The sequence below is a fragment of the Halomonas sp. B23F22_20 genome (assembly GCF_043496985.1).
GTDB lineage: Bacteria > Pseudomonadota > Gammaproteobacteria > Pseudomonadales > Halomonadaceae > Halomonas.
The window spans coordinates 52,079-64,616 of record NZ_JBIEKH010000016.1; the positions used below are offsets into that span (position 1 = coordinate 52,079).

12 protein-coding genes are annotated in these 12,538 nt (G+C 67.5%); 5 read left to right on the top strand and 7 right to left on the bottom strand.

The annotated features are described in order from the left end of the window. Positions 1 to 4 precede the first annotated feature (4 nt). From ehuB to ACGTN6_RS14235, 3 genes are all read right to left on the bottom strand, one after another. Positions 5 to 883 carry an ectoine/hydroxyectoine ABC transporter substrate-binding protein EhuB gene (gene ehuB, locus ACGTN6_RS14225; protein WP_394592617.1) on the bottom strand — a complete coding sequence of 293 codons (879 nt, stop codon included), beginning with the start codon at positions 881 to 883 and terminating at the stop codon, positions 5 to 7. A 93-nt stretch (positions 884 to 976) separates the two neighbouring features. Further along, positions 977 to 1,528, bottom strand: a complete 552-nt coding sequence (locus tag ACGTN6_RS14230) for a hypothetical protein (protein WP_394592619.1) — start codon at positions 1,526 to 1,528, stop codon at positions 977 to 979. Positions 1,529 to 1,644: 116 nt separating this feature from the next. Further along, positions 1,645 to 2,013: a phasin family protein gene (locus tag ACGTN6_RS14235; RefSeq protein WP_394592621.1), complete on the bottom strand. Its 369-nt coding sequence runs from the start codon at positions 2,011 to 2,013 to the stop codon at positions 1,645 to 1,647. Positions 2,014 to 2,217: 204 nt separating this feature from the next. Between ACGTN6_RS14235 and ACGTN6_RS14240 the strand changes: the two genes are divergently transcribed. Continuing rightward, entirely contained in the window at positions 2,218 to 3,597 is a 1,380-nt protein-coding gene (locus tag ACGTN6_RS14240) for a class II fumarate hydratase (RefSeq protein WP_394592623.1), read from the top strand. 30 nt (positions 3,598 to 3,627) lie between these two features. On the opposite strand, the gene ACGTN6_RS14245 is transcribed toward ACGTN6_RS14240, so the two are convergent. From ACGTN6_RS14245 to ACGTN6_RS14260, 4 genes are all read right to left on the bottom strand, one after another. Then, a complete protein-coding gene (locus tag ACGTN6_RS14245; protein WP_394592625.1) occupies positions 3,628 to 4,692 on the bottom strand; it encodes an endonuclease/exonuclease/phosphatase family protein in 1,065 nt (354 codons plus the stop codon). A gap of 204 nt (positions 4,693 to 4,896) precedes the next feature. Beyond that, on the bottom strand, positions 4,897 to 5,967 hold the full coding sequence (locus ACGTN6_RS14250; RefSeq protein WP_394592628.1) for a TRAP transporter substrate-binding protein: 1,071 nt from the start codon (positions 5,965 to 5,967) through the stop codon (positions 4,897 to 4,899). Between the two features lie 45 nt (positions 5,968 to 6,012). Continuing rightward, positions 6,013 to 7,302, bottom strand: coding sequence for a TRAP transporter large permease (locus ACGTN6_RS14255; protein ID WP_394592631.1), 1,290 nt, complete (start codon positions 7,300 to 7,302; stop codon positions 6,013 to 6,015). A gap of 3 nt (positions 7,303 to 7,305) precedes the next feature. Further along, positions 7,306 to 7,851: a TRAP transporter small permease gene (locus ACGTN6_RS14260; protein ID WP_394592634.1), complete on the bottom strand. Its 546-nt coding sequence runs from the start codon at positions 7,849 to 7,851 to the stop codon at positions 7,306 to 7,308. Positions 7,852 to 8,213: 362 nt separating this feature from the next. Here ACGTN6_RS14260 and araD point away from each other — a divergent pair, with 362 nt between their 5' ends. The 4 genes from araD to ACGTN6_RS14280 are packed head-to-tail and all read left to right on the top strand — an operon-like array spanning position 8,214 to position 12,519. Next, positions 8,214 to 9,947, top strand: coding sequence for an L-arabinonate dehydratase (gene araD / locus ACGTN6_RS14265; protein ID WP_394592637.1), 1,734 nt, complete (start codon positions 8,214 to 8,216; stop codon positions 9,945 to 9,947). Positions 9,948 to 9,956: 9 nt separating this feature from the next. Next, the gene (locus ACGTN6_RS14270) at positions 9,957 to 10,754 is read left to right on the top strand and encodes an HpcH/HpaI aldolase family protein (RefSeq protein WP_183387021.1); all 798 of its coding nucleotides are present in this window, start codon (positions 9,957 to 9,959) and stop codon (positions 10,752 to 10,754) included. A 2-nt stretch (positions 10,755 to 10,756) separates the two neighbouring features. Beyond that, positions 10,757 to 11,641 carry an aldose 1-epimerase gene (locus tag ACGTN6_RS14275; protein WP_394592641.1) on the top strand — a complete coding sequence of 295 codons (885 nt, stop codon included), beginning with the start codon at positions 10,757 to 10,759 and terminating at the stop codon, positions 11,639 to 11,641. Next, positions 11,638 to 12,519 (top strand): SMP-30/gluconolactonase/LRE family protein, encoded by an 882-nt coding sequence (locus ACGTN6_RS14280; protein ID WP_394592644.1) that lies wholly within the window; start codon positions 11,638 to 11,640, stop codon positions 12,517 to 12,519. The genes ACGTN6_RS14275 and ACGTN6_RS14280 overlap by 4 nt, the downstream gene beginning before the upstream one ends. The last annotated feature ends 19 nt before the right edge of the window (positions 12,520 to 12,538 follow it).

Below are 12,538 nucleotides of genomic sequence, written 5' to 3' on the forward strand. Positions count from 1 at the left end.
ACTGTCACTCCTCCTGGCCGCACAGCCATTCGGTATTGAAGCGGAAGGCGTTGAGGACGTCGTCCTGGGTGAAGCCGTTGTCTTCCAGAGTGTCTTCCCACGCTTGGGTATTGCGGTAGTCGAGCAGCACAGTGTCGAAGGCGTCGCGCAGCGTCTCGGCGTCCCTCGGGAAGGTGAAGGCACCCCAGCTTCTCACGATCTCTCCGTTGACCTTCGGATCCTCGAAGTTCTGTACCACCTCGACCTCGGGGCTCTGCTCTTCCAATCGGCTAACCGTGAGCCCGGTGCCGGCGTAGGCGTCGGCCCGGTCGTCGAGCAGGGTGTCGATGGCCGCCGCGTTGTCGTCGATGACCACCACCTGGTCTTCCGGAACGCCCAGTGCCGCCATGATGTCGACCTGGGTGGCGCCCCCCAGCACCGCTACGCGGATGTCGTCGCGGTCGGCGAAGTCCGCGTAGCCGTTGATTTCGAGCGGGTTGGCGGCGCGCACCAGCAGGCCTTCCCCGTAAGAGGTGTTGGGTGCCGAGAACAGCACCCGCTGGCAGCGTTCCGGGCGAATCGCCATCTCGGCGGCGGCCATGTCGAAGCGGCCTTCCTCCAGGCCGGGGATCAGGTCGCCGAAGGACGTCACGACCCATTCGATGTCATCGATGCCGAGCTCTCCCAGCACATGACGCGCCACTTCGGGGCCGGGGCCTCGCCCCTGGCCGGTGTCGTCGAGATAGCCGTAGGGCACTTCGTTGGCCACCGCGACGCGAATGCTGCCCCGTTCCTGCAGCTCGTCGAAGCTGGCGGCCTGCGATGAGCCAGCGACGGTCAGTGCCAGGGGGAGCGCCCACCAGGCCCATGTGGCCCGGCCGACGTCGTGCGTGCTCCGTTCCATGTCATCTTCTCCCGATCCGGGCTCGCGACCCGAGAGCATCGCGAGCATCGCCTTCAGGGTAGAAGCCAGGTCGCAGAGGCGCCATCGACGCGCTTAGCGGTTCAATTGCACCTCGCGGTGCTGGCCATCGGCCAGTGATACCTGGTGGATGATGATGCTTCGACGACCGCTGGTGGGGTCGGCAACGCTGCCGGAGACGTAGAAGTTGCCGGACGGCAGGCCGCGCAGCAGGAAGTAGCCGTCGGCATCGGTGCGGGTAGTGTGGGTATAGGCGCGGGCCCTTGGATCGGCGGGTTCCACCGCGCGGCCGGCCAGGGCCTGCTCGGCGGCCTCGGCGGAATAGGTGGTAACCGGCGCCACCGAGATCGTCTCGCCGGCGCCAGCCACGGTGCCCGACGCGGTGTCCAGCGTCAGACGGCCGCTGAGGGCGGCGTTGCCGGCCTTCTCCAGAGCCGCGTATTGTTCGGCGGGGAAAGGCACCTGGCGCGGTACGCGTCCCTCGGGCGATGGCGTGGTGTCGGGCGCTCGCTCGCCGATGTCGATGACCTCGGCGGGGCCGCCGCGTTGCGTGGCGCCCTCCGGCGGCAGCATCTGGCAGCCGGTGAGGATCAGGCCCATCAGGATGGGCAGGTAGGGGTGTTTCATTGCACTCTCCCTTCACGGGTTGGCCCTGTGCGGGGAGAGAGCTTACCGCAAATGGCAAACGAAAGGGGCCACCGCCGTGGCGGTGGCCCCTTCGAAGAGCGAGTCGCGGTTCAGGCTTACTTGGCGGCCTTGGTCGCAGTCTCGGTAGCCTGCTTGACGTTCTCTTCGGTCAGCTTCTGGCTCTGCTGGACGAAGTCCTGCTGCAGGGAGACGACTTTCTCGGCATCGCCCTTGAGGCGTTCGGTCAGGTCCTTGGCGACCTTTTGCTGGCCTTCCATGTAGCTGCGCAGGCCTTCGGCGTCCTTGATGTCGAGCAGGGCGCGGACCTGGGCCAGACCGGTTTCGGTGTAGGCGCGGCCGGCTTCGAGCTGGGCGCTGGTCAGCTTCTCGGCAAAGTCCACGGACAGGCCAGCGTAGGCGCGGGCCGGGCCGAAGAACAGCGATTCGAACTGCTCGGTGAACTGCTTGGTGTCGAAGTTTTGCATCGTGTTCGCCTCCTGTGATGGCGTCCGTCTCGAAGGCCTGGGCGGGAATGCCGATGCCTTCTCTCGTCTGTTGCAGTGCACAATAGCAGCGGATTTTGTGCACTGCAACATCGCGGCGCACATTTTTCTTTTGCCGCCCTGCGCCTTGCAAGGGCACGGGGTCGCCACCATGGTGATGAGGACATCTTCCCGGAGGAGCCGAACATGAGCGAGCATCGCATCGAGCGCGACAGCATGGGCGAACTGGAGGTGCCGGCGGATGCCCTGTACGGCGCCCAGACCCAGCGGGCGGTGAACAACTTCCCGGTGTCCGGCCAGGCCATGCCGGCACGCTTTATCCATGCCATCGCGCGGATCAAGCTGGCGGCGGCGCGGGTCAATCGCGACCTTGGGCTGCTGGATGAGGCGCGGGCCGAGGCGATCGTGGCCGCCGCCGAGGCGGTGATCGCCGGTGAACACGACGATCAGTTCCCGGTCGACGTCTTCCAGACCGGATCCGGCACCTCCAGCAACATGAACGTCAACGAGGTGATCGCCCACCTGGCCAGCCGCGACGATCTCACGGTGGGCCCGAACGATCACGTCAACATGGGGCAGTCGAGCAACGACGTCATCCCCACGGCGCTTCACCTTTCGGCGGCCCTGGAAGTGACCCGCGAGCTGCGTCCGGCCCTGGTTCACCTGCACGAGACCATCGAGGTGCGTGCCTCCGAGCTCGACGGCGTGGTCAAGACTGGCCGGACGCATCTGATGGACGCCATGCCGCTGCGCCTGAGCCAGGAACTCGGCGGCTGGTCGAGCCAGGTGGGGCAGGCCATCGAACGTTTCGACAGCGCCATGGTGCGACTGTGTCGGCTGGCCCAGGGCGGTACCGCCGTGGGTACCGGCATCAACGCCCATCCGGAGTTCGCCGAGCGGATGGCGCGAGACCTGAGTCAGCAGACCGGACTGGCACTTTCCCCCAACGACAGCTTCTTCGCCAGCCTCGGTAGCCAGGACGCGGCGGTGGAGCTTTCCGGCCAGCTCAGGGGGCTGGCCTGCGTGGTCATGAAGATCGCCAATGATCTGCGGTGGATGAACTCCGGCCCGCTGGCCGGGCTCGGCGAAATCGAGCTCGAGGCGCTGCAGCCTGGCAGTTCGATCATGCCGGGCAAGGTCAACCCGGTGATCCCCGAGTCTGCCACCCAGGCCGCGGCGCAGGTCATCGGCCACGACGCGGCGGTGACCGTGGCCGGTCAGAGTGGCAACTTCCAGCTCAACGTCATGCTGCCGCTGGTGGCTTACAATCTGCTGACCTCGATCACCCTGATGCGCAACACGGCCTGGCTGCTGGCCGACCGCGCCATCGCCACCTTCAAGGTGCGCGAGGACCACCTGCGCGAGCCGCTGTCGCGAAATCCGATCCTGGTCACCGCGCTCAACTCGGTGATCGGCTACGATGCCGCCGCGGCCATCGCCAAGCAGGCCTACCAGGCGGGGCGGCCGATCCTCGAGGTGGCCGAGGAGCAGACCGACCTCGACCGTGCGGAGCTGGAGCGACTGCTCGACCCGGTGGCGCTGACGCGAGGGGGCATCCCCGGTTAGGCCGGCGGAGCGCAGGTCGGCCCGGGGGCGTCAGTCGTCCTGCTCGCGCTCCCGGGCCTCCTCCACGGTGTCCCGGGCGTCGCGATGCTCTTCCCTCGTCGCCGTCGGGTTCTCATGCTCGTCGGCGCGGGAGGGGCGATAGCAGAGCGTGGTCAGGATCGGAAAGTGATCCGAGCCGAAGCTCGGCAGACGCTGCATGCGACCGAGCGTGAAGTGCTCGCTGGCAAAGACATGGTCGAGGGGCCAGCGCAGCAGGGCGTGCTGGGCATGGAAGGTGCTGAACATGCCGCGCCCTCGGCGCGGGTCGAGCATGCCGCTGACCCGGCAGAACAGCCGGGTACTGCGCGACCAGGCCACGTCGTTGAGATCGCCCGCCACTACGGTGGGCACGGGATCCTGATGGATCAGCTTGGCGACCAGCATCAGCTCGCCGTCCCGCCACAGCGATTCCTCGCTCTCGCTGGGCGCCGGCGGTCGAGGATGCAGGGCATGAAAGCGGATGCGGTCGCCGCTCTCCAGCTCGATGCCGCAGTGGATGGAGGGGATATCGTCCTGGATCAGCCACTTGACCTCGGGATCGATGAGCGGCCGTCGCGAATAGAGGTGCATGCCGTAGAGGTTGTCCAGCGGGACGCGCACGGCATGCGGCCAGCCGCTGCCGAGCCCCTCGTCGAGGCGCTGCCCCCACCAGTCATCGGATTCCAGGGTCAGGATCAGGTCGGGATCCTGATCGCGAATGATCGCCAGCAGGGCGTCGCTGTCGCGGTTGGGCGTCAGTACGTTGGCCACCAGCAGCGACAGGCAGCGATCCGGGCGGTCGCCCCGGGCGGCCTTCACCTGGGCGGGCCACAGCGGCGTCCAGGGCAGCACGTAGCGTAGCTGCACGACGAGCACGGCGCAGCCCGCCGCGGCGATCCACGGGGTCTGGCTCGGATCGGCCAGGGGGGAGGCGAGGGCGCAGACGGCGCCGCCAAGCCCGATCTGCAGGCGAGGAAACTCGCAGGCGCGCAGCCACCACCAATGTCCGGGGATCCGGGCAATGAGGCTGGCCAGCAGCAGCATGGCGGTGATGCCGCCGAGTATCCATCCGAACATGTGTGTGATCTCCCCACCGTGCCCCGTCACGTTGCGCGATGTCGCGCCCCTGGTTCGAGGGTACCGGCTCAGGTGGCCGGCGGCGAGGTGTGGTTTCCGGCGCGATCGCTATCGGTGGCGGGTGCCCGTCATGGCGGCGGTGATGGGAGCAGGCGAGCGTGGCAGGCGATGTCCGGCATCGCCTGCCATGTCTCGGGGCGGGGGTTACTGCAGGGCGGATGCGCGGTCCGCGGCGACGCGCTCGGCGGCGCGGTCGCGGGCGGCTTCAAGCTCGCTCAGGAACTCCTGGCCCTGCTCGCCGTAGTTCTCCAGGTACCAGTCGCGGATCGGCGTGGCATAGCTGCGAAACTGCTCCATCTCTTCCTCGGTGGGCGTGTAGAGTTCCCCGCCCGATTCCCGCCATGCCGCGTACGCCTCGAGCTCCTTGCGCGGCTGCATGCCGAACTGCACCACCCCCATCAGCGCGGCAGCATCGGCCACGACGCGCTGCTGCTCGGCGCTCAGTGACTCGAACTTCTGGTTGCCCATCAGCCACATCGACGCCATGTAGGCATGTCCATCCAGGGTGATGTACTTGAGCACTTCCTGAAAGTTCATGTTGGTGATGTCGGAGATCGAATTCTTGGTGCCGTCGACCACGCCGGTCTGCAGCCCGGTGTAGACCTCGAGCCAGGGCAGGGGCGTGGGGGAGCCACCCATTTCCCGGACCAGCCGCTGCTGGATCTCGGACTCGATGGTGCGAAAGCGCAGTCCTTCGACGTCCGCCGGCGAGCGGATCTCGTGCTCGGCGTTGGCGAAGTTTCGCCAGCCGCCGGTCTGGGTCATGGTCATCAGGCGGATGCCGCCGCCGGTGGACTCGAGGATCTCGCCGCGCAGGTAGTCGGTGAGCTCCGGGTCGGAGAGCATGCCCATGGCGGTGCGGTCGTCAGGGAAGGTATAGGGGATGTCCATGCCCTGGATCGGTGGATAGATGCCGGCGACGCCGCCCGCGGTCGCGGTGAACAGGTCGACGATGCCGGCCTGCATGGCCTCGAAGCACTCGTTCGCCGAGCCGCACAGCTGGGGACCGACGAAGATGTTGACGTTGACCTCGCCGCCAGTGCGGCTTTCCACGTAGTTCTCGAAGACCTGGGCGGCGTCGTACTCTTCGTCCTGCTCGTTGGCCAGCAGGACCAGGTTGAGGTCCACGGCTTGGGCAGTGGAGGCAGCGCCGAGGGTGGAGGCAAGCAGCACGGCGCGGGCGATGCCTGACGGCTTGAAGCTGGGGGTTTTCATTGTTGTGACCTCTTGGCGTGGGTGGTGGGTGGTGAGTGGTGGGCGCTAGGCGACGTAACCGAAGGCGCGTGGAATGGCGAGCACCAGGTCCGGCACATAAACGAGGGCGAACAGGATGCCGATCTCGACCAGGAACAGCGGCAGCATTTCCCAGGCAATCTTCTCGATTTTCTCGTTGCTGATGCTGCCGACCACGAACAGCACCAGGCCCATGGGCGGCGTGATCAGGCCCATGATCAGCGTCACGCTCATGACGACCGCAAAGTGGATCGGGTCGACGCCGACGCCGACCATGACCGGCGACAGGATCGGGCCGAGAATCAGGATGGCGGGGCCGGCATCCATGATGGTGCCGATGCCGAGCAGGAAGATGACGACCAGGAAGAACAGCAGGGCGGGATCGTCGGTGATGCCGAGGATGAAGCCGCTGACCAGCTGCGGCGTCCCCTTGAGGCTGACCAGCGAGGCAAAGGCGACGGCCGCGCCGACCAGCAGCAGCACCACTGCCGAGCTGAGCGCCGCCTTGCCGAACAGGGCCGGCAGGTCGCTAAGCTTGAGGTCGCGAGTCACGAACAGCCCGAGGATCAGGGCATAGAAGGCGGCGATGGCCGCACCTTCGGTGGGCGTGAAGATGCCGCCCACGATGCCGCCGATCAGGATCACCGGCGTCAGCAGGGGCATGAAGGCGGCGACGAACGCCTGCCACTTCTGGCGCCAGCTCGCCTTGGGCAGCGGCTCCGGAAATTCCTTGAAACGGGTCATTACCGAGATGGCGATCATCAGGCCGACACCGATCAGGATGCCGGGCACGATGCCGCCGGCGAACATCCCGGCGACCGAGACGTTCATGATGAAGGCATAGAGGATGAAGATGCCGCTCGGCGGGATGATGCTGGCGATCACCGCCGAGGCGGCCGTCACCGCCGCCGAAAAGCGATTGGTGTAGCCCGACGACTTCATGGCTGGAATCATCACCGAGCCCAGTGCCGAGGCGTCCGCCACCGCCGAGCCGGAACCGCCGGCCAGCATCAGCGAGGAGGATACCGACACCTGGCCCAGGCCGGCACGGCGATGGCCGATCAGGGTCTCGGCGAAGCGCACGATGCGCGAGGTGACCCCGCCGGCCGTCATCAGCTCGCCGGCCAGGATGAAGAAGGGCAGCGCCATCAGCGGGAAGCTGTCGATGCCCGCGAACAGGCGCTGGAAAAGCAGGTCGAGGAACATGACCTTGCCTTCCAGCACCAGGCTGATGCCCGGCGCGATCAGCATCAGAAAGACGATCGGCATGCCGGCGATCAGCAGCCCCGCGAAGATCCACAGATAGGCGAAAGTCATGATTCAGGCCTCCGCCTGGCGATGGTCGGGGTCCTGATCGCGGGCCGCGGCCTGCGGCGAGATCAGGGCATGAGCCGCGCGCAGCAGGCGCTCCAGTGAGCACAGCGCGGTGAGGGCGAAGCTGATCGGCAGCACGTAGTAGACCTGGGCCATGGGGATGCCCAGTGCCAGGCTCTGGGTGGTGGCGCCGCGCTCGATGCGGTCGAAGCCGAGCTGGATGCTCCAGACGAGGGCGGCGAGGATGGCGGCCTCGATCAGCAGCTGTAGCAGCTGCCAGGGGCGGGAGCCTCTGAACCACTCGGTGCACAGGTCGAGGCTCACGTTGAGCCCTTTCTTGTGGGCGGCCGGGAAGTACAGGAAGGCCATCCACACCATCATGTAGCGCGAGAGTTCCTCGGTCCAACCGAAGCTATCGCCCAGGGCGTAGCGATAGACGACGTGAACGATCATCACGGCCAGCATGGCGGCCAGCAGCAGCGTTGCCGCGTGGCCTGCCCAGCGCGTCGTCAGCCGGTTGAGGCGGTCGAGGAAGGATACGAGCGTTGGCATGCAGTGTCTCCGGGAGCCGCCACGGCCGGGCATGGCCTCGTCCAGCGGCGGTCGCGTGTTTGTTGTCCGGTTGTCGGATCGCCGCGGTATCCATTTTCGCAGCGCTACGAAATAGTAGGTATGCCCCAGGGGAGTGTCAAGCCGTGATGGGACACTGAAGGGCGTTATCAGCATTGAACTAAAGTCTTAATATCATGACGTTTTGTGAGCGCTTGCCGCGTGCAGGCGGCGCCGGGATGGCGTTCGTCGGGGCGATGGATCGAGGGCGAGACGAGTTGACAGCGGGCCGGCGCTGACACAGTATTTCGTAGCGCTACGATTTTCGTCGCCATGAAAGCCATGGCGAGTCACCGAGAGGCAAGATGATGAACAAGGACCGACGCACCATCGACCAGCTGCGCAGTCAGCGCTGGTACAGTTCCCCGGACATGCGTGGCTTCGCGCACCGGCAGCGCACCCAGCAGATGGGGCTGCGTCGCGAAGAGTTCATGGGTAAGCCGGTGGTCGGCATCCTCAATACCTGGAGTGACCTGAGCCCGTGCCATGCGCACCTGCGCGATAGGGCCGACGCGGTCAAGCGCGCGGTGTGGGCCGCCGGCGGCTTCCCGGTGGAGCTGCCGGCGATGTCGCTCGGCGAGGTGATGGTCAAGCCCACCACCATGCTGTACCGCAATTTCCTGGCGATGGAGGCCGAGGAGCTGCTGCGCTCGCATCCCCTCGATGGCGTGGTGCTACTGGGCGGCTGCGACAAGACCACGCCGGGGCTGCTGATGGGCGCCATCAGCATGGATATTCCGGCGATCTTCTGTCCCGCGGGACCGATGCTCAACGGCAAGTGGAAGGGCAAGACCCTGGGCGCCGGCACCCACACCCGCAAGTACTGGGACGAGCTGCGCAGCGGCAACATCACCCAGGACGAGTGGGTGGACCTCGAGTCGCGCATGACGCGCTCCAATGGCACCTGCAACACCATGGGCACGGCCTCCACCATGACCTCCATCGTCGATGCCATGGGCCTGACCCTGCCCGGGGCCTCGAGCATTCCGGCGGCCGATTCCGGCCACACCCGCATGGCCTCCGAATGTGGCTCGCGCATCGTCGAGATGATCTGGGAGGACCTCAAGCCCTCCGACTTCCTGACCCGCGAGAGCTTCCTCAATGGCGCGCGCTGCTACATGGCCATGGGCGGCTCCACCAATGCCGCCGTGCATCTGATCGCCCTGGCGCGACGGGCCAACGTGACGCTGACCCTCGATGACCTGGACGCCGTGGCCCGCCAGGTGCCGGTGCTCGCCAATATCTTTCCCTCGGGCGAGTACCTGATGGAGGACTTCTTCTACGCCGGGGGGCTGCCGGCGCTGCTCAAGCGGCTTGAAGGCCAGCTGGCGCTCGAGGCCCGTGGCATCTCCGGCAAGGCGCTGGGTGAATGGATCGCCCCGGCGGAGTGCTACGACGACGACGTCATTCGCCCCTTCGACCGGCCCGTCACGCCGGGCGCGGCCCTGGCCGTGCTGCGCGGCAATCTGGCGCCCAACGGGGCGGTCATCAAGGCCAGCGCTGCGAATCCGGAGCTGGCCCGCCATCGCGGCCGTGCCGTGGTCTTCGACAACCATGCGGACCTGGTGGCGCGCATCGACGATCCGGCCCTCGACATCACCGCCGACTCGGTGCTGGTGCTGCGCAATGCCGGGCCCAAGGGAGCGCCGGGGATGCCCGAATGGGGCGCGCTGCCGATTCCCAAGAAGCTCCTGGCCCAGGGCGTCCGCGACATGCTGCGCATCTCCGACGCCCGCATGAGCGGCACCCACTACGGGACCTGCGTGCTGCACGTGGCGCCCGAGTCCTCGGTGGGCGGACCGCTGGCGCTGGTGCGCGATGGCGACGAGATCGAGCTGGACATCGAGGCGCGTCGTCTCGAGCTGTGCGTCGAGCCGAGCGAGCTCGAGGCGCGACGCGAGGCCTGGCGAGCCCCGAGCCCGCGGATCGATCGCGGCTACACCGCAATCTTCCAGGAGCATGTGACCCAGGCCGATCAGGGATGCGATTTCGACATCCTCCAGAACGGTCAACGACAAGACGAACCCGAAATCTTCTGAGGTGACGACATGACGCTTCCCGTGAACCGCTTCAAGCAGTGGCTGGGCGAGTCCAGGGTACCGGTGGGGACCTGGCTGATGACCGCGAGTCCCAACGTGGCCGAGGCCATCGGCTTCGCCGGCTTCGACTATGTGGTGCTCGACATGGAGCACGTGCCGGTCGACGTGCCCCAGGCCATGGCCATCATGCAGGCCGTGGCCGGCACGCCGGCGGAGCTGGTGGTGCGCCTGCCCTGGAACGATCCGGTGATGGTCAAGCGGATGCTGGACAGCGGGGCCCAGACGCTGATGTTCCCCTACATCCAGAACGCCGAGGAGGCGCGCCAGGCGGTGGCTTCCACCCGCTATCCCGGGCGCGGCTTCCGAGGGGTGGCGGCGGTGCACCGCGCCAGCCGCTACGGTACCGTCAAGCGTTACCTCCAGGAGGCCGATCGCGAGATCGGCGTGATCCTGCAGCTCGAGACGCCGGAGGCGCTAGCGGTCCTGCCGGAGATCGCCGAGGTGGACGACGTCGATGCCGTGTTCGTCGGACCGGGGGACCTTTCCGCCGCCATGGACCATATCGGTGATATTCGTCACCCGGAGGTCCAGGAGGCGATCGCTGGGGCCGTGGCGGCCTGTCGGGCCCGTGACCTGCCGTGCGGCATCGTCGGCGCCGACCCGGCGCTGGTCGGCGAGTACATCGCCAAGGGATTCGCCTTCGTGGCCATCGGCTCCGACATGAGCCTGATGATGTCCCGGGCCCAGGAATACCTCGCCGCCGTGCGCGGCGAGAGCGCCGCCACCGAGAACAGCGGCGTCTATTGAGCATGGTCGAGACCCTCTCGCTGTCGTCGCCTCCCTGGCGCCTCTGCCTGGTGCCGTCCCTGGGCGGGGCCGTGTCGAGTCTCGGCCTGGCGGGGCGTGACGTGCTGCGGCCCCTGGAGGCCGAGCGGGCCACAGCCGCCGAGGCGGTACGCCACAGCGGCGGCTACATGCTGGCGCCGTATTCCAATCGCATCGCCGACGCCGGTTTTACCTGGCGGGGCGAGAGGGTGCGGCTGGCGCGCAACTTCGGCGATCACCCCCACAGCCTGCACGGGTTCGCCTGGCAGCGCGCCTGGGCGGTGGAAGACCGGGACGTCAACGCCGCGAGCCTGGTGCTGGACCATCCCGGCGATGCCGACTGGCCCTGGCGCTGCCGGCTTCGCCAGGTCTGGCGGCTTGATGGTCGTCGCGTCAGCCTGGCGCTCGAGGTCGAGAACCGCGACGACCGGGACATGCCGGCGGGGCTTGGCTGGCACCCCTATTTCCTGCGCGATGGACTCGACATGGCGTTTCGCTGCGAGGGCGTGTGGCTGAGCGACGCCCGCCAGCTCCCGGAGCGTCATGTGTCCGTTCCCGCCGACTGGGACTACAGCGTCCGCCGCCCGGTGGGGACGCCAGGCCTGGATCACTGCTTCACCGGCTGGGCGCGGGAGGCGCGACTGGCCTGGCCGTCGCGCGGTATCGCCGTGACCCTGACGGCCTGCGAAGCGTTGTCCCACCTGGTGGTATTCACCCCGGAAGAAAGCGACGTCGTCGGCATCGAGCCGGTCAGCCACGCCAACGATGCCCTCAACATGGCCGATCCGGCTGCGGCAGGAGTGCGTCACCTGGCGCCCGGCGAGCGGCTGGTCGGCCACATTCACCTGACAGGCGAGATCACATCATGACCGCTTCACCGTTCCGCTCCGTGCTGTCGGCCCGGGCCTCGCTGGGCGAATGCCCGGTGTGGGCCGGCGACGAAGGGGTACTCTATTGGGTGGACATCGAGGCGCCGAGCCTCAACCGCTTCGACCCCGCCAGCGGCGACAACACCGCCTATCCGCTGCCGGAACACATCGGCTGCATCGGCCGCCGCCGCGAGGGCGGCTTCATCGCCGGGCTGCGCTCCGGCCTGTGGCTGCTCGACGACGAGGCGCGGCCGCTGGAGTGCCTGGCCCGGCCGGTATCCGACACCACGATCAGCCGCTTCAATGACGGCCGGGTCGACCCCTGGGGGCGCTTCTGGGCGGGCACCATCCACGAGCCGCGGGACCGGCCCCTGGCCGCTCTCTTCCGGGTCGACGCCGACCTCAGCTGCCGCCGACTGGCCGGCGAGGTGCTGGTGTCCAACGGCGTGGCCTTCAGTCCGGACCGTCGCTGGGCCTATCACTCCGATACGCCCAACCACGTGATCTATCGCTACCCGCTGGACCCGCAGAGCGGCGAGATCCTCGGCCCGCGCGAGGTGTTCCACCGCTTTCCCTTCGGCAACGGCCGGCCAGACGGCGCCGCCGTCGACAGCGAAGGATATTACTGGTCGGCGCTGTTCGAGGGCGGTCGCGTGGTGCGCCTGTCCCCCGAAGGCGAGCTCGTCGCCGAGTATCCGATCCCCGCCCGCTGCCCGACCATGTGCGCCTTCGGCGGAGAGGACCTCAAGACTCTCTACGTGACCAGCGCCCGTCACGGCCGACCGGCCGAAGAGCTCGCGGCCTATCCGCAGTCCGGGGACGTCTTCGCCATGCGCGTCGACGTTGCCGGCCGCCCCGAACCGACATTCGCCGGCTGAGGCCGGCCCGCTTTCACCA